The following is a 22,012-nucleotide window of genomic DNA, read 5'->3' as shown; positions in this document are numbered from 1 at the left end:
TGGGAAGTATCAAAGTGAGGTAAAACCCGCGTCGGGGCAAAAAAATGATGAAGAGCCAGTGGCGCCGGGAAAAATGGTTGTTAACTCGCTGATTGCGCTAGGGAAAATGGAAAGTTAAGGTACGACTGGCCTCGGGGTGATGTCTTTGCACAAAAGGGTGATTATGGTGTTTTTAGTGGTAATGCCTGCTCTCCATATTATGCCGGTTGCTATTATGCATATAAAGGCTTGTATGCAGGCTGGGGAGCTAAAAATTCTGCTAGGAAAATAGTAGTAATTTTTAGTCAGAAGCAATTAGCTAGGAAATTTAAGCATGCTGTAGATTTCGGTATTACTACAACGAAAAAGAATCCCAAGACTTTCGCTGAATTTCAAGAAGCAATTAAAGCTCATCTTAGAGATGCTGCGACTATGCAAAGAGGAACTTACGGGTTGGTTAAAGGCTCAAGGGTGTTTTTCAATTCACGGACAAATAATGCTGTTGTTTTAGATAGGTCTGGGAGCTTTGTTACTGGTTTCAAGCTCTCATCTGGGACTAAGCAGTTTGATAATTTTATGAATAATGGTTTGTTACGATGAGTACTACAATTTTAGCATTGGCTAAGTCTTTCTCAAAAGAAAGATTAACAGCTGATGAATTTGCAAATGCTTATATAGAGTTATGGAAGTTTGAGCGTGATTGCAATCTGCTCCAAGAAGATGAAGATAACTTGAATGAGTGCCTTTCTAGTATTTTTTGTTTGGCTGATTTATTTAATCCAGATACTGATCGTGAAGAATATGAACTGGATGAAAAGCAGCTTCGCACTAAAGTGATTGAACTTATAGAAAAATTTAAAGTGTAATAAAAAATAATCTTGGGAGATGACTCTGCCGGTTCTCTAGTTGTTCAGCCGTCAGCCACCTGATCTTGGTCGACGTATTAAGCTTACACCTAGCCTGTTCACGCTAGTGTCCTGATCGTAATCTATGGTGCCGGCAGAGTCATATCTAGTGGAGTGTGTTAGTGACAGGCCTGCTGAATCGTAGCTATTAGCATCTCACTAATAAACTTCTAGTTGGCCATGGGGAGTAAGGTCCATCAGGGTTTTGACAATCATGAAATCTATATTTGTTTTTTTGAAAGGGCTTTTTTCCTTTAGGTTTTTCCTGAGTGGTTTTTTTGGGTTGATTACGTATTCAGTCTATTTTTTTAGAGTTGAATTGGGACGGTTTGGTTGGATCCCACTCATAATTTTGGTGTTGTGGGTGATATCTAGCATAATTTTTTATGTAGCCAAAAAAGCAAAGTCTATGTGACATTTTGAAAGAATTTTCTATCAGGATGCCTGTTATAGCCATTGAAAACGAGCTTCTTTCCTATCAGTTAAAATGAGCAAAGCCTCGGCTGAGTAATTTTCCGGGACTTTGTCTTTATAGAATGATATATATTTCCCTCTATTTTTACAGCACCTGGATTGTTTTATGAAATATCTTTTTTACGGAGGGTTGGGTGGGTTGTAGTTTGAGTAAATCCTTAATTTCTAACTATAGATATTTTATTTGTTGAGTTGATTGATAATTAATTAAGTGCCGAGTAATTTTTATGCTGAGAGTTATCTTTTTTGCTATACCGCTATTTTTTTCAATGTTAGCTTTCTCAAAAGAAAACGTCATTAAAGTTGACCCTCCGACAGGTAGCCATATCAAGCGTGTAGCAGTATCTGGAAGAATTCCTTTTGATAGGCCCTATAGTGAATTATCTGAAAAAGAAAAGCGGATATTTACTTCGGATTATGAGAATTTTCAAGAAGGAGATGAACCTCCATTCCCTAAAGAGGGGCTCAAGGCACTACATTGGCCTCTATACAAGGGGCATGAAATATCGATGAAGCGGGGAGTGCTAGATGTTATCGCAGTTATCAATGAGGATGGTGATCTTGAGAAAATCTCAATTTATGAGTCTCCAAATAAGTACATGTCTGACTTAGCCATTGCTGTATTTAGAGAAACAAAATTTAAACCCGCGATATGCTCTGGAATGCCCTGTACTATGGAGTTTCCCTTGAAAATCAATTTTAAAGTTAAATAAATACTTGGGGAAACCTACACAAATATCCGCCAGCTGGATCAGTATCACCTGCGACGGTTCATGCATTCCGCTCACGTACTTGTTGAGGTGGGGTTAGTGGATACCTAGCTTGCAGGCCTGCTTCTTCTGAGGCTAATCCCACAGTTTGCTCAGTTCTCGGAGTCGTTTTCCGTAGGTTTGTATGATGTCCTGATCCTGCATGACTTGCATAGGCCCACCAATGATGGTGCATGAGGAGACTCAGATACACTTCAAGGTTATCAAGCCAGCATTTTGTTCAATGGGTAAAGGAGTAGTAACAATTCCTTCGTGCATCCCAGTATGCAGTTGAGAATGGATTAAACTGGCAAGGATCTCCTGTGATCCATGGGAGTTGGCACAGTATCGGTCCTTGCCAGAAAGCTCTCAATATAAAAAGTATGAAACATTATTGTTAGCTTACATACGGAACTGTCAAAATATACAGGTTATGAGTGATTACCCAACTTAATTTGCACCACAACAAAAAAAGGCTTACGCCGAGAGACGTAAGCCTTTGCTTTGTATGGCGCGCTCGGGAGGATTCGAACCTCCGACCGCCTGGTTCGTAGCCAGGTACTCTATCCAGCTGAGCTACGAGCGCGTTACGGGTGCGGATATTATAGAGACGATTTACCCAAGTCAACTATTTTTCTTAAAAAAATCGTTACAAATCATTGTCTTACCCCATACATACTGATTTTGCCAAGCGCTACACCAAATAGCGGGCCAGGGTGTCCCAGTCGAAGCGCCGTGTTTTGCCATCGCTGAACTGTACCTCCACACGCTGATCCTCCCATTTTAAAACCCGCCCTTGGCCGAGCTTGTTGTGGCGCAGGGCTTCGCCTTGGGTGGGCTTGCGTATGGGGGCGGCGGGTGCGCTGAGGGTTGGGTTGTAGTCGCAGGCCTCTAGGTAGCGCAGGGCTTGGCGGGAGACCGGAATATCGGTATGGATATGCTCGGGACGTTCGCGCAGGCATTGCGCCATCAGCTGGCTGAGGGGCAATTGCATTTCGTCGATAAACAGCGAGGGCTGTGCGGCCTCGGGGTCTTTGCGTTTTGCCTCCTCGGTGGGGGCCAGCAGAAACAGCTTGGACTTTGCCCGCGTCATGGCCACGTACATTAGGCGGCGCTCACTTTCCAGGGAGGCTGGGGTGCTGAAATCCCGCTGGGACTGGTAGGGCATATTGTGCTGGGTGAGGGTGGGAATAATAACCTGGTCCCACTCCAGCCCTTTGGCCTGGTGCATGGTGGTAATTTGGATAGCCTCCGCCGCAGTCTGCTCGCCTTCGCGGTGTTGCCGTTGTAGTTCCTGTAGGTGCGCCAAGGCTTCTGCTGGAGGTTGCTTGAGGGTATCCAGATATTGGCAGAAGGCCAGAATAGTTTGCTGCCTCTCCTCACCCTGCTGGCGGGTGAAGGCGTCTTCGGCAATACCGCTGAGAAGTTCCAGCTCGCCAATATGCCGGCGCAGTAGCTCGCCGGCGTGACCACGCCAGCTCTCTATTTGTATCAAAAGCTCCGCTCTTTGGCGCAGGCGCTTGACCTGCGGTTTGCTTAGGCTCTCGGGCAGTTGCGCAAGCAGCTGTTTGCCCCAGCCTTTCTCTTGTGTGGCGAGGGTGGCACAGAGGGGTTCAAGTACTTTGCGCGGGATGCGCACATGCGGCGCGGTGAGCCATTCGTACAATCCTTGCTGGCGCCGTTTGGGAGAGAGTTCGCTAAAACGGCCCGAGGCGATATTCAGGCTCCAGAACAGTGGCCGCAGTTCACGGCGCGACAGCACCGTGTTGCGGCTGGCGGAATGGTAGGGGATGCTGTTGGCCAGCAGCGCCAGTTCCAGTGGTGCGGCAATGGACCAGAGGCGGACCAGTACGGCGATACCCGCTAAAGATTGGCCCTGCTTTTGGCAACGGCGCAGGTGCTCTACCAGCCAGCGCCCCTCTTTATCGGTGTTCACCAGTTCGATGGGGGTTTGCCGTTCGCCATCGGCGGAGACACAAAAAATCTCGGCACGGTCGCGGTTGTTCTCAATAAAGTGGTTAGCGGCCAGGGACAGCTGATGCCCGTAGCGAAAAGTACGGCTCAAGTGGTAAATGTGAGACGGTGGAAAATCCTGGTCGAATAATTTGAGCAGGAATTCCGGCTTGGAGCCGCGCCACTCATAAATGGTCTGGTCGGGGTCGCCAATGGCGATCACATTGCCATTGCCGCCGTGCAGCACTCGCAACAGAAAGTGCTGTATCTCATTGATGTCCTGGTACTCGTCCACCAGGATATCTTCAAAATTTCCACCGTATTGTTGTGCCAGCTCCGGCTTTTCATGGAGTAATTTTGCCGGGTCGTAAATTAAGTCGGCGTAGGTCACGGCCGCCTGGCTGCGGCGCCAATCTTCAAAGGTGCGGAATACCTGTAAAAAATAACCGTATTCGTCGCCGAGTTTTAGTTCCTTGAGCGCGCTGTGTTCGCCGCAGAGAAGGGTTTTGCTGTAGTCGATAAAAAATTCTGCGGCCTCGATTTCCGACTGCTTGCGTTCGCGAATTTCTTCCAGCTCATGGGTGGGAGCACACTCCTCGATGGCCTTCCAAATTTGTAGCTGTACACTGGATTGTGACAGGGGGCTGAGATTCGCTGTGGCGATATGGCCGCTGGCAATCATGCGCTGGTAGAGGCGGTAGCCGATGCTGTGAAAGGTGTGCACTGCCGGGGTATGGTTGCTGGCCAGCTGGCCCATACGGCGTTCGAAATCTTCCCGCGCGCTGCGGTTGTACATCAATACCAGCAGCTGGGCGGCAGGCGTGCCGGCATCCAGGCGATTTTTTACGTAGTGCAGCAGGGCGGTGGTTTTTCCGGAGCCGGCTACGGCAATAATTTTGGCATGGCCACCGGAGTGATCCGCAATGGCCTGCTGTTCCTGTGTCAGTGTATCGCCAGCCATGGTGTCCTTCGCCCAAATACTGGATATTTTGCCAGTGATTGGTGGTGGCAGACAAGTTTACCAAATTGTGGGTTAGCTGGGGTCGGCGGGGGAGGACGGTGTGTTGGCTTGGCCGTCGTCATGGATATTGTGATGGCGCAGGGCCAGCTCGGCGATATAGGCGGAGAGAAAAACCCGGCCGGTTAATTCCTGTAGCAGCTTGGAGCGCCCCAACCGGTCCAGAACAGGGCCCTTCACCTCTGCCAGGTGCAGGCGGATATTGCGCTCGAGCAAATCTTGGTTGACCTGTTGCAAGCGCTCAATGGCGGTGCTGTCGATACGGTTGACCGAAGAAAGGATCAATACCAGGTCGTGCAGGCTTTTCTGCCGCTGAACTTCCGCAAACAGGCGGTCTTCAATCGCGCTGATATTGCTGAAAAACAAGTTTTCATCGATGCGCAGGAAGAGGATATCTGGTTGGGTTTTTACCGTGTAACGCAGCACATTGCGAAAGTGCTCGGTGCCGGGAACGCGCCCCACCACGGCGATATGGGGGCGGCTGGCTCGCCAGATTAGGGTGGCGAAAGAGAGCCCCACGCCCAAGCCGATACCGGCCTCAACACCAAATAATATAACGCCCAGCAGGGTGCCACCCATGGCCAGGCCATCGGTGCGGTCGTAGTGCCAGTGGTGCGCCAGCGCACGCAAATCGATCAGATTGGCTGCCGCGACAATAATCGTTGCAGCCAAAACGCACACCGGCAGTTCGGTGAATACCTTGGTGGCGTAAAGCAGTACCAGGGCAATAAATATTGCGGCGATAACGCCACTCAGTGGTGATCTCGCCCCAGCCTCATCGTTCACTGCGGTGCGCGCAAAGCTGCCAGTTACCGCAAATCCACCGGAAAAAGCGCTGAGGAGATTGGCGGTGCCGAGGCCACGTAACTCTGCATTGGCGTCGAGCTTCTCCCCCCGCCGCAGGGCGATGGTATGGGCTACCGAGAGGCTTTCGACAAAGCCGATCAGGGCGATAATCAGGGCTGGCAGCAGCAGCTGATAAATCATGGTGGGGTTAAAAACCGGCAGCGTGAAGTCCGGTAGCCCCGCGGGAATTTCGCCTACCACGGGTAAATCCTGCTCCCAGTGAAAGATGGCGGTAAGGGCGATGGAGAGCAGTACAACCAGCATGGGCGCCAGGCGCGATAGCAGCTTTGCCCGTGTGCGCTCAACGCCCAGTGTACGCAGTAACAGGGGGAGCCCGAGGCGGGCGATAACCAGGCTGAACAGAGCGATCAACCCCATTAATGCCGCATCCGGGTCGCTCATGGGGCTGTTGTCTATGGTGCTCAATAGTATCTCCAGGGCCGTGTGGCCCTCACTCTTGGTGCCGAGCAGGGGAGCTATTTGCCCTGCAATGATCAGCACCGCGGCGCCGGAGACGAAGCCGTTGACTACAGGCAGGCTCAGCAGGTTGGAGAGGCTGCCGAGGCCGAGAAAGCCCATCAGTAGCAGCATGATCCCGCTGAGCAGGGCCAGCAGTATGGCCCCGTTGATATATTCGGCACTGCCGGGTGTGGCGATGGGAGTGAGGGCGGATGCGGTCATCAGGGCCAGTATTGCCACGGGCCCTACAGAGAGTACCGAGCTGGAGCCAAACAGGGCATAGCCCACCAGAGGCAACAGGCCCGCATAGAGGCCCAGGTAGGGGGGCAGGCCGGCCAGGGCAGCATAGGCCAGTGCCTGGGGAACCAGCATCATGCTGGCGAGGATTGCGGCAACGGCATCCCCTATCAGCCACTTGGGCCGGTAGTTTTTCAGCCAGGAGGGGATCAGCTGGTGCGCACGCATACCTTTATCTTTTGGGTATCGGCACCCGCTGTGCGAGCGCCCTGAAACAACAAGATAGACCGCTGCGGCGGCGTGGGTTATTCGTAGCAGTCGCCGCCCACAGTCTTTGGCCTTAACCTTGCGCCGGGACCATCTTGCGGGCACTGAGCCTGAAAATCCCCATACCGGCCAGCATGGCCAGGGTGAATATCAGAGCTTTTTCCTGCCCGGCACCACTCGCCACAATGGCCGGGCCGGGGCAGAAGCCCGCCAGCCCCCAGCCGGCACCAAACATCAGGCCGCCAATCAGCAGGCGGCGATCAATATGATTATTTGTCGGCAGCTGTAAGGTTTGCTTCAACAGGGATTGGCTGCGGCCTTTAAATAATTGGAAGGCGGGCAGGCTCACGGCGATAGCACCAGCCATCACCAAAGCCAGGGAGGGGTCCCAAGCGCCGGCAATATCCAAAAATCCGAGGACTTTTTCCGGGTTGGCCATGCCGGATAACAGTAGCCCCAGGCCAAAGATCAAACCCGCCAGCAATGCAGTCAAAGTAGTTTTCACAATTCGATCCTCGCTTAAGCGGCCAGCAGGTGGCGTACAACGTAAACAGTGACAAAACCCGCTGCCATAAATACCAGCGTGGCGACCAGAGAGCGCGGGGAGAGACGGGAAAGACCACAAACTCCGTGGCCGCTGGTGCAGCCGGACCCCAAGCGGGTGCCAAAGCCCACCAGTAGACCGGCGGCGATCAGGGTGGGGTAGCCGGCTTCAATTTCTATGGGCGGCAGGGTGGAAAATACTTGCCAGGCCAGTGGCGCAGCCAACAATCCGATAACAAAAGCCAGGCGCCAGCCGATACCGGGGTTGCCCTCCAGCAGGCCGCCCAAAACGCCAGAGATACCGGCGATGCGGCCGTTAAAAATCAGTAACAGGACACTGGCGAGCCCTATAAGAATACCGCCGGCGAGTGCCGAGGCAGGGGTGAAAGCGGTCCAGTCGATGCTCATGGCATTACTCCGCGCAGTAGAGTTGATAGAGGGTTTGTAAAAGGGCCAGTACCCGTGGGTCGGCTACCCGGTAATAGACGTGTTTGCCCTCCCGACGGGTATCTACCAGCCCCTCGCGGCGCAGGACCCCCAACTGTTGGGAAAGACTGGGTTGGCGAAGCCCCAGACGCTCCTCAAGTTCGCCTACATTTAGTTCTTCCTGGCTGAGCTGGCACAGCAGCAGCAAGCGGTCTTGGTTGGCCAGGGAGCGCAGCATGGCCGCGGCTTGGCCGGCGGAATCACGCATCTTGTCTAAGTCGAGGTTTGTGGTATCGGGCATGAACTTGGCCTGGCAATAATTTACAGATCAATAATATATTGTTTTATATATTATCAAAATGTATATTGTTCTGGTAGTGAAATTTGGAGGGCATAAAATGTCGCAGTTAGAGCAAGGCACCCAGGTGCAGCCATTCCTAGACAAGGAGACCGAAACCTGGAGCTATGTGGTGTATGACAGGGACGGCGGCTCGGCCGCGGTGGTGGATGCCGTGCTTAACTTTAACGCGGCATCTGGGCGTACCAGCAGCAAGGGCGCTCAGGCGATAGTGTCGTTTATCCGCGAAAAGAACCTCACCCTGGAGTGGATACTGGAAACCCACGCCCATGCCGATCATCTCTCTGCGGCACCTTTCCTGCGGGAGCAATTGGGCGGGCGCATCGCCATTGGTGAGCAGATTTGCCAGGTACAGAAGATTTTTCGTGAGGTCTTTAACCTGGAGCGTGAGTTTCTTGCCGATGGCAGTCAGTTCGATCACCTGTTCAAAGACGGTGAAACTTTTCAGGTGGGGACGCTGGAGGCGCGGGTAATTTATAGCCCCGGCCATACGCCGGCGGATATGGCCTGGCTGATCGGCGATGCCCTGTTTGTGGGGGATACCCTGTTTATGCCCGACGTGGGCAGTGCCCGTTGTGATTTTCCCGGTGGCGATGCCGCGCAGTTGTATTTGTCGGTGAAAAAAATATTATCCCTGCCGGACGAAACCCGCATGTTCATGTGTCACGATTACCCGCCGCAAGACGAGCGGGATTATCAGTGTGAAACCACGGTGGGTGCCCAGCGCCGCGAGAATATCCACCTGCGCGACGGCATTAGTGAAAGCGAATTTGTGGCAATCCGTAAAAAGCGCGATGCCAGTCTGCCTATGCCGCGGCTGATTATTCCCTCGGTGCAGGTCAACATCCGTGCAGGGCAACTTCCCCCGGCGGAATCCAATGGCACTGTTTATTTAAAGGTTCCGCTGAATCAGCTATAAAAAACCAGTTAATCCCAGCGCTGTAGTTCTATTTTAATGAGGACTGCTGTCATTTCGAGACGACTATGAATATTAAAAAGTTAGATGAACAGGTGAGTGTTTCTGAACATATTACCTGTGAGGCAATGGCACCGTTGGCACAGAGTGGTGTACAGGTGGTGGTTTGCAATTGCCCGGAGGGAGAGAGTGAAGTACATCCTAGTTACAAAGCTATGGAGCGGGCCGCCCAGGACGCCGGCTTGCGTTTTATTGCGATCCCTTTTACCCGTGGGCGAATGACGCGGGAACACTGTGAGGCCTTTCGTGATGTATTGCAGGGCGGTGAAAAAATCCATGCATTTTGTCTTACCGGCAATCGTTCCAGCCAGGTGTGGGCTGGCGCCAAAGTTTTAATGGGCGCAGATAAAAAACAGTTGTTCGGCCAAGCGCAGATGGCCGGTTTCGATGTCAGTGCCGCGCTGGTTGCTATTGAGCCCTAATAAAGACATTTCAATGGCCGGCTAGGTCATACCCAGAATTGCGGCACAGTTGTGAAAGTGTGCCGCAGTTAAATGCCCGTGATGTGCCGTGATAAAGCGGGAGATACCGGCGTTGTTAAACAACAGAGTGGAAGGTGAACCAAGGTTATGCAGCAACTCTCCCGATGGTTTCCCATCCTCACTACTTTTCAATCCTATAACCGCCGCACCTTAAACCGCGATCTGCTCGCCGCCGCAATTGTCACAGTGCTACTGATTCCCCAATCTCTTGCCTATGCCCTGTTGGCGGGCCTGCCGGCGGAAGTCGGCCTCTATGCGAGCATGGTACCGCTGGTGGTTTACGGTATTTTTGGTTCCAGCAGTACGTTGTCTGTGGGGCCGGTCGCGGTGATCTCACTGATGAGCGCCGCCGCCCTGGGAGAGGTCACCGCCACGGGTGAGGTGGACTACCTGAGCGCTGCCGCCGCGCTGGCACTGCTTTCCGGGGGAATACTTTTTCTGCTGGGTACATTACGCCTTGGTATGCTGGCTAACTTTCTCTCCCACCCGGTGATCTCTGGTTTTATTACTGCTTCGGCATTACTGATTGCCCTCAGCCAGTTGCGGCATTTATTGGGGGTGGCCGCCCAGGGTGATACCGCACCGGAGCTGCTGCTATCACTATGGCAGAACCTGAACAGTATCAATAGCCTTGCTTTGATCACCGGAGTGGGGGTGTTGATTTTTCTCTGCTGGAGCAGGGCCCTTGCTGCAAAATGGCTGGAGAAAATGGGCTTGTCTAGCAGCAATGCCGAACTGTTTGCCAAGGCGGCCCCGGTAGTGGGTGTACTGGTAACCATTGCCTTATCCGTCGCCATAAATTTTGAAGCGCAACAAGTGGCCTTGGTAGGCGCTATTCCTGCCGGTTTACCGCCCCTATCACTGCCGCACCTCTCACTGCCGCTGCTGCAATCTTTATTTGTGCCCGCACTAATGATTGCCATTATTGGCTATGTAGAATCCATATCGGTGGCCAAAACCTTGGCCGCCAAGCGCAGGCAAAGAATTGATAGCAACCAGGAATTGGTTGCCCTAGGGATGGCCAATATAAGCTCAGGCATTTCTGGCGGTTTCCCGGTGAGCGGTGGTTTCTCCCGCTCGGTGGTGAATGATTCAGCGGGGGCGCAGACACAATTTGCCAGCCTGTTTACCGCATTGGGTATCGCCCTGGCTGCACTCTTTTTAACTCCTTTTCTATATTACTTACCGAAAACCACACTAGCCGCCACCATTATTGTTGCGGTTCTCTCCTTGGTGGATTTCTCCATCCTGCGTAAAACCTGGCACTTTGCTAAAGCAGACTTTATTGCCGTTACCCTGACCATCGCCGTTACCCTGCTAATGGGCGTCGAACCCGGTGTGGCCTGTGGTGTTGGCGCATCCTTATTATTATTTATTTATCGTGCTTCCAAGCCCCATATCGCCGAAGTGGGCCTGGTGGAGGGTACCGAGCACTTCCGTAATATTCACCGGCACCAGGTAAAAACCGTTCCCGAGATTCTCACCTTCCGCGTAGATGGTCGCTTAATCTTCTCCAATATCGGCGTATTGGAAGAGCGCATTTATACCGGCCTTGCCAATAACTCACAGGTAAAACATGTCATTCTGATGTGCAGCGCAGTGAATGAAATAGATTGGAGTGCCTTGGAGGTACTTGAGTCTATTAATAGCAATCTATTGGATAGAGAAATTCAACTGCATCTATCGGAAGTTAAGGGGCCGGTGATGGATTGCCTGGAGAGAAGTAGTTTTCTGCAGAAGTTATCTGGAAGTATATTCTTGAGTCAGTACCAAGCGTTTTCTTCTGTTACGGAGTATTAACTACTCGGAATCCACTTAGATTGTTGTTCATTAAAAATGGAGAGCAAGGCTCTCCATTTTTAAGTTATTAGTGATTTCTCTATAGATGAATTAGTTAACACTGTTTGAATGGTAAATCATCGCTTGCCAAACATTTTGCTTGCCGCCACCGTAATTATCATAGGTGGGGTTCTTGATGTATGACCAAGCTACTTTACCGTTGCCAAGGAAAGTGGGTTCATCCAAGCCACCCCAACCAAACTTGGTTAGTTTTACTGGCCCTTCTAATACATTGAGGTCTGCGTCAATCTCCATAACATAATAGGCCTTGGGGACCAGCATACGCATTGCGCCATTCTTCGCTGAACTTCGGTTGTACGATAGGTTATCGGAGATGCACTGAAATTGTGCGTAGCCAAACAGGTAGCGACCATTTTTCAAATCAATAAGTTGAGGATCACTGATTTGACAGTCGGGCTCTTCTACCAGCCATTTAAAGCCTTGCCCCTCGATACTGCCGTTACCATCGACTTTGGCGATACCAATACGGGTTAAAGAAGAGGCGTCCAAGGCATCGCCTCCGCGTAGGCCCTGCCTGGAAATGGTTGGGTTGCTGCTGCTTGACATATAGGAGAAGAAGCAATTCGTACTAACTGAACACTGCTCATCAAAGGGGCCGCCACTACTTGTATCAATGCCGTATTCGCTTTGTAGGAAGCGATTCATTTCCTCGTCATCAATATACTTGGGGGAGACGATAAGCGATAGATTTGTGTCTTTATCAACCGGCACTACCGTGTGCCCACCGCCATTGGAGAAGAATGCATTGTCGGAGGGAACAAGGTAATTGTAACTTCCTTCAAATCTACTGGTAGAGGAAGTATCCTCCATCTTGATCGCAATAGTGTTTAACCCGCGAGACTGATTATATTTTCCGCCATCGCTGGTACAAATTGCTCCATACTTTTCATTACCTGGATTATAGAAGGCGCGAATGTTTAATACGTGGCCATAGCCACAAAGCCAATACCAACCTCTATTATTACTTCCACTCATGTTTAGGGACCAGTTATCCCGATCAATAACCGTCATTCCTGCAGAGTAGTGGGAGCCACCATAGCTGCCGTCAAATACTCGTGCTGTTACGGAGAAGGCATAGCTGGTGCGGCCTTGGCTATCATTGTCCACATAGATAAGCTCCTGGGCTCCGGCATGGCCACCACCGTGCATCTTGTTCACAACATAGGCCGCAGGCTTTTCACTGAGTGGTTGATCGTCCCACTCCATGAGCCAGATCTGGTCGTTATATTTATAACCTCTCTCACGAATGTACTCGACCATCGCGTTATAGTCGGCTTCAGAGAGCTGATCGACGATATAAGCCATCTCCTCTTGCATCTCTTTCCCTTTAATGGTCTTAAAGGATGGAGAATCACCAAAATCGGTCTCTGGGAATTTAGCTTTAAGCCCAGGGAGGAAGTCCTCAAATGTCAGGGTGGCATGATCAGTAAAGTAGCCGATGTACTGACTATGATTGGTTGATATCATCAGGCCGATGTCCCTTTCAATACGGGCATCAATAGGGCTGATGTTATCTTCCATTTTCATCCAATCGCTACCGTATTGCTCTACCAAGTCACCCTGCACCTCATAACGCTTGTTGGCTTGGTATTCCGTGTTGCACAAGACCGCAACACGGGAGCAATCTGAGCTGGCCGCAATACCGTGCGACTCGTAGCATTGTTTTAGTATCGTTGTGTTACCGGTTTGATCGAAGCTTGAAGTCTCTGGGTTATATTGCAGCTCATAAACAGTGCCATAAGTGACTTCATCATCTCCACTACCCTCGCTTAGGGTCTTAGAAACAAACATTCGAGGTTTGTCGGTGTCAGTTGCGCAGGCAGCTGTGTAACTTCTCATGGGGACCGACTTTAGGGTGTCGTCCTGGGTGCTGTCTGTTCTGGCAATATAGTGTGGGAGCCCGTGAACCTCTTGGGCATTGGGTTGGCCATTCGGTAAGGTGATATCCCGAGAAGTGATTCGGGCAAATCCCAAGTCTGCAGTTTCAATATCGCCAACAGTCACTGTGCCGGGTTCATTGTCTGGAAGTGGTGTAGTGCTACCTGATCCGCTGCCGCCAGTGCCGCTTCCTGAGCCCTGGCCACTACCATCTCCCCCTGTGGGTGGGACTGGGTCGGAATCCGAAGAGGAGCCTCCACCGCCGCTGCAAGAGGCCAATACAACAGTAAGCGCCAATGCCAAAACTTTCTTGCTAAATAGCTTATCCATAGTCTGCTCGAAGATACATTATTTAAATCGAATGCAATGTGGAAACTTGTGGACCACTTCACAATATTGAAAAAGTAAAATTAGGGAGACATTCTAGTTTCCTTTATTTACTTTTCTGTGCAGTACTTAATATATTTCCCACTGAACCTTTTTTTGAGCGAGGATCTTGAAAAATTTAGAGAGCACGCAACTCTTGAAGTTTAAAAAAGTATTATGATATGAATCCTCTCTGTTTGGATGGTCTCCAACTAGAGAGGACGTATACAGAACTTTGAGCAATCTCGGATATGTTCAATTCCAAGTGGGAAAATCAATAGGTAGTAAAGAAAGGTGGGCGATCTAGTTGGGAGAGAAATCACCAGTAACTATGGGATTCGAATCTCAAAGTGTCTTGGCTGGGTGCCTGACATATTCAGTACTATCTCGTTGTCGATATAGAATGCGATGTGGTGGTGATTGCCCATTACTGCATAGGCAGCGATATCTAGCGCAAATTTTCCAGCTGGTTTATGCATTTGAAAATCAATCCACAAGCGGAAATATTTGTAGCCTCAATATTCTAAAGACCTAACTTATGAAGGTTGTAGTGGTAGTTATGATATTGATAGCCGGTGTTGTCTATTTTTCCAGACCGGAAAAAGCAAGTGAGTTACTTGCTGAATACTGCAGAGATTCCTATCCCGATAGGTCATTAGAGAAATGCAGACAGCAAATAACGACCCCTAAAATCAGGTGTGATATTCTGAAAGGTACCCTGGAGGAAGGTGATGTGTGTGTAAGGTGGGGGCCTCCAAAAGGTTCTCGGCGGCCTCTTGATAACGATATCAATTTATAAACTAAAGATTTGAGAGGTTTCACTGATTGTAGCCACACATAATAAAGCAACGATACTTGATGCGCTAATTAAGATAGTTAAAACTAAACTCACTTGAAACTAGTAGTCAATACGAGCAACTTCCACGATCTTTTCCCTCAACCATTTATTTGCCGGATCATCCTTATTTTTTAAGTTCCAATAGGCTTTCATAGAGTATTGGGGGAGGGCGATAGGCGGAGTAAAATGCACAATATTGAATTTGCCGGTTATAGACTGGATAAATTTTCTTGGTGCGGTGAGGATTCCGTCACTGCATTCTACGATGTAGGGCGCACTGGAAAAATTTGCTACTTTAAATTGAACATTTCTGGATAAGCCAATTTCTTCTAGTGCCTTATCAACTGTTCCGCGGTTATCTCTCCCCGTGCCTGCCATAATATGCGGATATTGACAAAAACTATGAACATTTTTCTTGTCTTTCAAAAATGGATGATTATTTCTTACCGCTGAGACAAAAGAGTCTTTATACAAGGTTTTTACCATCAGGCTTGGATGACTTGATTCCATAACACTGATAGAAAGATCCGCCTCGCCACTCTCAATCTGGTTGGCGATCCTGTGCTTATCTAACTTTATAAAAATAACCTGAACTCTCGGAGCGTCTTTTTGCAGTAATGCTATTAGGGGGGGAGCGATACTTTGCTCCACCAGGTCGCTCGTCGCGATATAAAAAGTGCGTTGCGTACTTTCAGGATTGAATTCTTCTTGATTTAAAATATTCCGCTCAAAATCACTTAGCCAGCGACTTAACGGGGTTTGTAGGGATTCAGCCCTTGGAGTCAGTACCAGTTGATTGCCTTGTCTTATGACTAATGAGTCATCAAAGCTGTGGCGGAGTTTCTTCAGCGTATGGCTTACCGCAGACTGCGTTAGCCCTGCACGCTCACCAGCCCGGGTCAGGTTTCGGGTCTCAAATATAATCTGCAGGAGCCTTAGTTGGTTCAGCTCAATGTCCGAAATATTGCCCATTCTAACCAGTCTCAGTCATTATTTATGCTCATGCCTATATTAGGTTAATTAATTTCATTAATGAAGCCTGGGGTCCTATTCTGTCGCCACTTCAATTGATTCAACCCTAATTTCGAGGAAGTGATTATGAACTTGAGGAAACTGCTTGCGATGGCAGCATTGCTAGTCAGCCCACTGGCGGTGGCAGATAACGTTCTGGTTGTGATGTCAGACGTGTCAGAAATGAAGCTGAAGGGTGGTAGTGACTACAAAACGGGCTTCTATTTGAATGAGCTTATGGAGCCGGTCAAATTGATGATGGAAGCTGGCCACACAATAACATTCGCTACCCCGATGGGGCTGGCGCCGACATTGGACCCGGTCTCAGACACGCCTGACCATTTCTTGGATACTAGTCAAGAAAACTACAATGCCCATAAAGCTTTACTCAACCAGCTAATGCTGACTGACAAAGATCACAGCCCAGTAGTTAGCTTTGCTCGCATTGAGCAAATCGGTATAGAGAATTTTGATGCGCTGTTTGTACCTGGAGGTCATGCACCTTTAGGTGACTTGGTATCCAATGATCAATTGGGCAGCTTCTTACGTCATTTTAACGCTGAGTCCAAGCCTACCGGTTTAGTGTGTCATGGCCCAGTTGCGCTGTTGTCCGCATTGCCTAACAGCTCTGAATTTGAAACCCAAATGAAAGCCGGTAAGAAAGCTAAAGCTGCCAAGGGCTGGGTATATGACGGTTACAAAATGACCTCTTTTAGTAACTCAGAAGAAGCTGTAGCTACTCAATACTACTTAGGTGGTGATGAGCTGTTCTACTGGCCTCAAAATGCACTCACCAATGCCGGTGGTAATTACTCCCGTAGCAAAGAAGATTGGCAGCCGCATGTAGTTGTTGATCGTGAACTGGTAACAGGCCAGAACAACAAATCCTCCATTGCTGTTGCTCAAGAGCTTCTAAAATTGATGAAATAGTCGTCTATTTTAGTAACAGGCTTCTTCAGGCAAAACTCCATTGAGAGTCTCAAGGCTATAAAGAATGATTTCGGTAAATAGCCTATGCCTGAAGGAGTAGTATTAATACCGTATTTCACAAACTCTAATTTATGTCTTTGACAATAATCCAGGAATCCCAATGAGCACATCTACTATCTTTCAGCCGAATAATGTTGCAGTTATTACTGGTGGTGCCAGCGGAATAGGTTTTGCGGCAGCAAAGGCCGTATCAGAAAGAGGGATGAAGATTTGTTTAGCAGATGTTAACAAAGAAAAACTGGAAGAAGCTAAGCGCGCTCTACCAAATGATACTTTAATAGTAGAAACCGATGTGAGTGATTTTAGCTCGGTAGTAGCGCTCAAAGATCAAGTTAAAAAAGAATTCGGTCGTATCGACTTTCTTTTTAACAATGCAGGAACTGCTGTTAAAAATGGAAGTTGGGAGAATTTAGATGGTTGGAATAAGATTATCAACACAAACCTTTGGGGTGTGATTCATTGTATTCATGCATTTGCCCCCGAAATGATCAGTCAAAACAGCCCATCTGTTATCGTTACGACTGGATCTAAGCAGGGAATTACCACTCCACCGGGAAATCCGGCTTACAACGTTAGTAAGGCTGCGGTAAAAGCTACTGCGGAGGCGTTACAGCACTCTATCCGAAATACACCTGGAAGCCAGGTCTCATCCCACTTGTTAATTCCTGGCTTCACTTACACGGGTATGATTGGTAGCCCTAGTAAACCAGATGGCGCATGGACTGCAGATCAAGTGGTCAATTTTATGCTGGAGAGCGTCGAGCGTGGTGATTTTTACATTCTTTGCCCGGATAATGACGTAGATCGTGAAACTGATGTTAAACGCATGAGCTGGGCGATAGGGGATATTATTAACAATCGTCCGCCACTCTCTCGTTGGCATCCCGACTACCGTGAGGCATTTGAGGCGGAGATGGGTAAACAATGAGAATACATTTTTCCTTGTGGAAAAAATAACTAGAGTTATCTAAATGGTGTGCAGGTAGGGCTTAACTCAATTTTGTAATTGTTTAAGTTCTATACCTGTATGGTGCTAGATGACAGTTTTTAAGGTCTTAATTCCTTAGACTGCTTATTCAAAATATCTTATGGCTTTTTATTCTGTACGTTGTGTCTAGCTATTTTTCCACTAAAAACTAGATGCAAAATCTGATAGATAACCAGTGCGGATCTTAGTGCTGAAGGCCTTTGCTCTTAATTTTTTTCAAAACCCCCTGATTGAATATCTGATCAATAGGGGTGGCTTATGAAGCCTTTTGCGTACTGGTTTTGTGGCTATTATTTTTATTCATTGCTATATGCATTAAATCAATTTCATTAATGCACGTGCAAGTCTTAATCTTTACACCAGTTGATGTGATGCAAAATTTAAGGAGACAATCATGACTCAAACAGCGCTTATTACTGGTTCAAATAGTGGTTTTGGTTATCTAATTGCCAATACACTTGCAAATAATGGCTACAAAGTCATCGGCACCATGCGAGACCCAAGTGGCCGCAATGCTTCTGTAGCTAATGAGCTTATTACTAAAGGTATCGTTGTCGTCGATATTGATGTAACCGATGATGAGAGCGTCGCCAAGGGTATTGCTCAAGCAACTAAAGAAGTCGGCCCAATTGATATCTTAATTAATAACGCGGGAGTCGGTACGCTCGGGTGGCAGGAAAGCTTTACCATCGAGGACTTTAAAAAGGTTTTTGATATCAATGTTTTTGGCGTTCAACGTTTAATACGTGCAGTGTTGCCGCAGATGAAACAGCGCAGCAGTGGAACTCTTATTCAGATATCAAGCATTTTAGGTAAGTTCGTATTACCTTTCCTTGGTTCTTATAATGCCACCAAACATGCGGTAGAAGGAATGGCAGAGAATTATCGCGTAGAGCTGGCGCAATTTGGTATTCAATCTTTGATTGTTCAACCCGGCGGATTTGGAACCGATTTTGGCTCAAACCTGTTAAGAGCAAGTGACAAAGAAGTGGCTGCGAGTTATGGTGAATATGCATATGCCCCGGAGCAAATGTGGGCTGGTACAGAGAAGGGCCATGAATCAGAGAATGCCCCCAGCCCACAATTGGTTGCAGATGCGGTTCTGAACTTACTGAATACAGAGCCTTCAAGTCGACCGTTTCGAACAACTGTTGATGGTACAGGATTGAACCCTACGATAGAAAAGATCAATCAAGTTACCGAAGAGGCAATGCAGGAAATATATTCAGCATACGAAATGGGTAATTTATTCCAGCTTAAAAAGTACTAAACGGCTTATGATATTAGTGGGCACTCTGCATACTTTCACAGGTATAAAGGTGCCTTTTTGTAAATGTACCTATCAAAAATTCTTGAGTACGTTTTTTTGATTGGCCCGAAAGTAACATTTTCTCAATGGAAGTTAACTATAGTTAGTATATGGAGCATGAGGGAGAGGGATAATATAGACGCTTATATTGCGAAGTTTTCAGAGCCATACCCATATAGAGAATTTTAGGCCCTTAGTGGGCCTTTCCTATTGGAGACGTAGGCTCTCAGCCACTTCGGTTTATCAATTTTCTTTCCTCTTGAATGCGTATATAAATTTCTTCACGATGCACAGGTAGGAATTTGGGGGCATGTATTCCTATCTTTACTTGATTACCCTTAACCTCCAATACTGTGATAGAGACATTTGTTCCAATTCTTAGATTTTCGCCAGTCCGGCGTTTTAAGATCAACATTTTCTTTTCCTACTGATATGCAAGTTATGGCTAGGCATTCCGTAATGGGAAGGCGGCTTGAAGGGCGGTGTTTGCAGGAAATTTGAGGTGGAGCACGGGAACGGTAGGCATAGAAGAAGAAAAGGCGGGCGCAACGCTCCCAGAGCTTGGGGAATCGCTCCAAGCTGCTGAATGTACTCCACTTTATTGAAGACGAGCGGGTTTCTAGCGTACTATGCATATAGCCATCTTGATAGTCTGTGTATCAATTTGGTCAGCTGGCCCCTGGTGTTCCCGCACCATGGGTCAGCGCCTTTTACTTACTCTTATGTCACGCTACTGTTCTCCTATAAGTAAATGGATTATTTGGAAAGCTTTTCGGATTTTTAAACTTGAGCTATGTGCCGATTAAACTCGCACAGTGACAGCCAAAAATACCGATAAATATCTACCAATTCTACGCAGCTTTGACACTAAAACAAACTTAATAAAATCCAATAAGATTATTTTTGTGCCTATATTTCGTTCTTTTTCCTCTAGATATATCTGATTTTTCTCTCAAGAAACGCAAGCTAAATTCGCATTCTTTATAGATTCTTGTGTTTTAACTAGCTGCTAATAATTTCCTCATTGCGAGCAGCCTGAATGACTTAGAATTTGTCTGTATGAATGGGCACGCTAAAGAGTGACTAGTTATTCATTTAAGAGCTAATGTGAGGAATCAGATTGTTCCTGTTATCTCTGTATAGCGGTCTAAGGTAGTTAAGCGCTCAGTGTTCGTACAAACCCCTTATATTGAACAACAGTCATTATGGAAGGTGGTGCTATACCCTGTTAGCCTCCATTGCATTACAAATCGGGGATGGTAAGGAATATGCAGGAGTCAGATGTTGCCAATCGGTTGATAGAAGCGGCACGAGAGTGCTTTTTGAACGATGAGTATCACCGGGTTACCACTCGCCAAATTGCTGCCAAGGCGGGGGTGGCGGTATCAATGATTCGATATTACTTCGGCAGTAAGGATGGCTTATACGAAGATATGATTCGTCAAACCTTACTCCCCCTGATTAATGCTGTTGAGCAGCTGAGCCTCGATGGCGACTGGGATTTTGGTGACTTCTTCGACCTCTACTATGCCACAATGCAGGAGAATCCCAAGTTTCCAGCCCTAATCTTGAAAGTTATGGCGCTTAACGAGGGGCCAGGAAAGAATGTTATTCGCCAACTCTTAGAGCGGGGGCGCCAACGGGGGACCAGGAGATTGGCGGAAATTCAGGGCGCTGAACCTTCGGGCGCTGGCACTGAATATGATTTGCTCAGGATTGCGTTTGTCAGTCTTGCCATGTTGCCCATGCTGGCCAAGCCAGTTCTTGAGGAGCAAATGGGCCAGGAAATGGGGCCTGAGTTTTTAAAGCAGCTTGCCGATTTTAATGGCCGAATCCTAAAGGCCGGTTTACAAAATATGTAACCTTTCAAGTCTCTGTTTGTAATAACAGAGATGTTTATTTTATTGGATATTTTTATCAGACATTTTATTCTGAGGAGTTCTTATGCCCGGGTCTATGCAAAAGAATAGGGTCTCTAATTGGGTCTTTCAGAGGTTTTCCAATGCGGTTTATAGTTTGTGTAATATCCCAAATCGCCTGATCCCGGCTCCCTTTCGTTTGATGCAAATAGGATCTTTATTTTGGCAATCTCGCTGTTTATACGCCGTTGCCTGTCTTAATATTGCTGATCATATTGAAGATAAAGCCATTTCGATAGATAAGTTGGCGGATGCTTGCAAAGCCGATAAACAGTACCTCTATCGATTGATGAGAATGTTATGCGCAATGGGGATTTTTAAAGAAGAGGAACCAAAATGTTTTTCGCATAATAGAAATTCAAGAGCGCTTCGTACTAACGCCGACAACAGCGTAAAAAATATGATCCTGATGCATAATTCCCCTGAATTTAGCAGGCCATGGTTTTCAAACTTTGAGGGGCATATCAAGGAGGGCAATGTGCCTTTTGAAGGTGTGTATGAAAAGGAGATGTTTGATTATATGAATGATCACCCGAAGGTTAGTGACCTATTTTCGGATGCAATGGATACTGTTGATCATCTTACCGGTTTACAATACCTGCAAGACTTTAACTGGAAGAGTTTTGATCGAATTATTGATTTGGGTGGCGCAAAAGGTAGTAAAAGTGCCAGTATCCTTTCTTCGTACAAACACTTGACTGCAGTTGTTGTTGATAGGAACAATGTTGAATCGACTGCGCGAGAGTATTGGGATAGTCACCTCGGTGATGATGTTAGGAAACGATTAGATTTTTATCCTACTGATATCCTAAATGACCCACTTCCAGATGCAGTAAGTGATAAGGACATCTATTTGTGTGTGGCTATTTTTCACTTGCTGAATGATTCCAGGGCTAAAGAGCTTTTAATGAATATTCATCGGGCGATGGGTGAACGTAATACTACTTTAGCGATTGTTGATGCTGTACTGCCAGAGAAAGGGGCAGATCTCAATTTAGCGGCAATGGATATGCAGATGCTAATGGGAACAAAAGGGCGTGAACGAACGGTCAGTGAATGGAATAAGTTATTTGCTCAGAGTCCTTTCTACTTGGTTGAGACTGTCAGCGTTCGGTCTTTCGCTAAAGTGATGGTTTTAAAGAAAAGAGAAGGGTTAAAGTGAGCTGCCAGTCATTGTGGCA

20 protein-coding genes and 1 tRNA gene are annotated in these 22,012 nt (G+C 47.8%); 11 read left to right on the top strand and 10 right to left on the bottom strand.

Translation table 11 applies throughout. The features are described from left to right. Positions 1 to 228 precede the first annotated feature (228 nt). The 3 genes from ACJJIJ_RS10615 (at position 229) to ACJJIJ_RS10605 (ending at position 2,071) form a co-directional block, all read left to right on the top strand. On the top strand, positions 229 to 579 hold the full coding sequence (locus tag ACJJIJ_RS10615) for a colicin D domain-containing protein (RefSeq protein ID WP_444939544.1): 351 nt from the start codon (positions 229 to 231) through the stop codon (positions 577 to 579). Then, positions 576 to 845 (top strand): colicin immunity domain-containing protein, encoded by a 270-nt coding sequence (locus ACJJIJ_RS10610; protein WP_444939543.1) that lies wholly within the window; start codon positions 576 to 578, stop codon positions 843 to 845. Before ACJJIJ_RS10615 ends, ACJJIJ_RS10610 begins: the two co-directional genes overlap by 4 nt. A 740-nt stretch (positions 846 to 1,585) precedes the next feature. After that, positions 1,586 to 2,071: an energy transducer TonB gene (locus ACJJIJ_RS10605; protein ID WP_444939542.1), complete on the top strand. Its 486-nt coding sequence runs from the start codon at positions 1,586 to 1,588 to the stop codon at positions 2,069 to 2,071. A 545-nt stretch (positions 2,072 to 2,616) separates the two neighbouring features. Here the strand turns inward: ACJJIJ_RS10605 and ACJJIJ_RS10600 are convergent. The 6 genes from ACJJIJ_RS10600 to ACJJIJ_RS10575 all read right to left on the bottom strand — a co-directional run bounded on the left by ACJJIJ_RS10600 (position 2,617) and on the right by ACJJIJ_RS10575 (position 8,157). Beyond that, a tRNA-Arg gene (locus tag ACJJIJ_RS10600) sits at positions 2,617 to 2,693 on the bottom strand. A gap of 108 nt (positions 2,694 to 2,801) precedes the next feature. Continuing rightward, the gene (locus tag ACJJIJ_RS10595) at positions 2,802 to 5,021 is read right to left on the bottom strand and encodes an ATP-dependent helicase (protein ID WP_444939541.1); all 2,220 of its coding nucleotides are present in this window, start codon (positions 5,019 to 5,021) and stop codon (positions 2,802 to 2,804) included. 72 nt (positions 5,022 to 5,093) lie between these two features. Further along, positions 5,094 to 6,848 (bottom strand): SulP family inorganic anion transporter, encoded by a 1,755-nt coding sequence (locus ACJJIJ_RS10590; protein ID WP_444939540.1) that lies wholly within the window; start codon positions 6,846 to 6,848, stop codon positions 5,094 to 5,096. Between the two features lie 112 nt (positions 6,849 to 6,960). Further along, positions 6,961 to 7,392: a DUF6691 family protein gene (locus ACJJIJ_RS10585; RefSeq protein ID WP_444922911.1), complete on the bottom strand. Its 432-nt coding sequence runs from the start codon at positions 7,390 to 7,392 to the stop codon at positions 6,961 to 6,963. Between the two features lie 14 nt (positions 7,393 to 7,406). Then, positions 7,407 to 7,838, bottom strand: coding sequence for a YeeE/YedE family protein (locus ACJJIJ_RS10580; protein WP_444886620.1), 432 nt, complete (start codon positions 7,836 to 7,838; stop codon positions 7,407 to 7,409). Between the two features lie 4 nt (positions 7,839 to 7,842). Beyond that, positions 7,843 to 8,157, bottom strand: a complete 315-nt coding sequence (locus tag ACJJIJ_RS10575; RefSeq protein WP_444884373.1) for an ArsR/SmtB family transcription factor — start codon at positions 8,155 to 8,157, stop codon at positions 7,843 to 7,845. Between the two features lie 97 nt (positions 8,158 to 8,254). On the opposite strand from ACJJIJ_RS10575, the gene ACJJIJ_RS10570 reads away from it, so the two are divergent. The 3 genes from ACJJIJ_RS10570 (at position 8,255) to ACJJIJ_RS10560 (ending at position 11,472) form a co-directional block, all read left to right on the top strand. After that, positions 8,255 to 9,133: an MBL fold metallo-hydrolase gene (locus tag ACJJIJ_RS10570; protein ID WP_444939539.1), complete on the top strand. Its 879-nt coding sequence runs from the start codon at positions 8,255 to 8,257 to the stop codon at positions 9,131 to 9,133. Positions 9,134 to 9,198: 65 nt separating this feature from the next. Continuing rightward, positions 9,199 to 9,612 (top strand): protein tyrosine phosphatase family protein, encoded by a 414-nt coding sequence (locus ACJJIJ_RS10565; protein ID WP_444939538.1) that lies wholly within the window; start codon positions 9,199 to 9,201, stop codon positions 9,610 to 9,612. Positions 9,613 to 9,759: 147 nt separating this feature from the next. Further along, positions 9,760 to 11,472: a SulP family inorganic anion transporter gene (locus tag ACJJIJ_RS10560; RefSeq protein WP_444939537.1), complete on the top strand. Its 1,713-nt coding sequence runs from the start codon at positions 9,760 to 9,762 to the stop codon at positions 11,470 to 11,472. 90 nt (positions 11,473 to 11,562) lie between these two features. Here the strand turns inward: ACJJIJ_RS10560 and ACJJIJ_RS10555 are convergent, their stop codons facing one another. From ACJJIJ_RS10555 to ACJJIJ_RS10545, 3 genes are all read right to left on the bottom strand, one after another. Further along, on the bottom strand, positions 11,563 to 13,740 hold the full coding sequence (locus ACJJIJ_RS10555) for a hypothetical protein (RefSeq protein ID WP_444939536.1): 2,178 nt from the start codon (positions 13,738 to 13,740) through the stop codon (positions 11,563 to 11,565). Positions 13,741 to 14,105: 365 nt separating this feature from the next. Continuing rightward, positions 14,106 to 14,255 (bottom strand): hypothetical protein, encoded by a 150-nt coding sequence (locus ACJJIJ_RS10550; RefSeq protein ID WP_444939535.1) that lies wholly within the window; start codon positions 14,253 to 14,255, stop codon positions 14,106 to 14,108. A 419-nt stretch (positions 14,256 to 14,674) separates the two neighbouring features. Then, complete coding sequence (locus ACJJIJ_RS10545) at positions 14,675 to 15,586, bottom strand: LysR family transcriptional regulator (RefSeq protein WP_444939534.1); 912 nt, start codon at positions 15,584 to 15,586, stop codon at positions 14,675 to 14,677. A gap of 126 nt (positions 15,587 to 15,712) precedes the next feature. Between ACJJIJ_RS10545 and ACJJIJ_RS10540 the strand changes: the two genes are divergently transcribed. The 3 genes from ACJJIJ_RS10540 to ACJJIJ_RS10530 all read left to right on the top strand — a co-directional run bounded on the left by ACJJIJ_RS10540 (position 15,713) and on the right by ACJJIJ_RS10530 (position 18,873). Beyond that, entirely contained in the window at positions 15,713 to 16,555 is an 843-nt protein-coding gene (locus ACJJIJ_RS10540) for a type 1 glutamine amidotransferase domain-containing protein (RefSeq protein ID WP_444939533.1), read from the top strand. Positions 16,556 to 16,715: 160 nt separating this feature from the next. Then, positions 16,716 to 17,543: an SDR family oxidoreductase gene (locus tag ACJJIJ_RS10535; RefSeq protein WP_444939532.1), complete on the top strand. Its 828-nt coding sequence runs from the start codon at positions 16,716 to 16,718 to the stop codon at positions 17,541 to 17,543. A gap of 454 nt (positions 17,544 to 17,997) precedes the next feature. Further along, positions 17,998 to 18,873 (top strand): SDR family oxidoreductase, encoded by an 876-nt coding sequence (locus ACJJIJ_RS10530; protein WP_444889917.1) that lies wholly within the window; start codon positions 17,998 to 18,000, stop codon positions 18,871 to 18,873. Between the two features lie 265 nt (positions 18,874 to 19,138). Here ACJJIJ_RS10530 and csrA read toward each other — a convergent pair whose 3' ends face one another. Further along, positions 19,139 to 19,327 carry a carbon storage regulator CsrA gene (csrA, locus tag ACJJIJ_RS10525; protein WP_444886612.1) on the bottom strand — a complete coding sequence of 63 codons (189 nt, stop codon included), beginning with the start codon at positions 19,325 to 19,327 and terminating at the stop codon, positions 19,139 to 19,141. Between the two features lie 853 nt (positions 19,328 to 20,180). Here csrA and ACJJIJ_RS10520 point away from each other — a divergent pair. Together ACJJIJ_RS10520 and ACJJIJ_RS10515 are read left to right on the top strand one after the other, a co-directional pair. Further along, positions 20,181 to 20,774, top strand: a complete 594-nt coding sequence (locus tag ACJJIJ_RS10520; protein WP_444889918.1) for a TetR/AcrR family transcriptional regulator — start codon at positions 20,181 to 20,183, stop codon at positions 20,772 to 20,774. Between the two features lie 82 nt (positions 20,775 to 20,856). After that, positions 20,857 to 21,993, top strand: a complete 1,137-nt coding sequence (locus tag ACJJIJ_RS10515; RefSeq protein ID WP_444939531.1) for a methyltransferase — start codon at positions 20,857 to 20,859, stop codon at positions 21,991 to 21,993. Positions 21,994 to 22,012: the final 19 nt, after the last annotated feature.

It is taken from the genome of Microbulbifer mixtoriginis (SeqCode), assembly GCF_052467945.1.
This window is presented reverse-complemented; position numbering and strand designations above follow the sequence as displayed.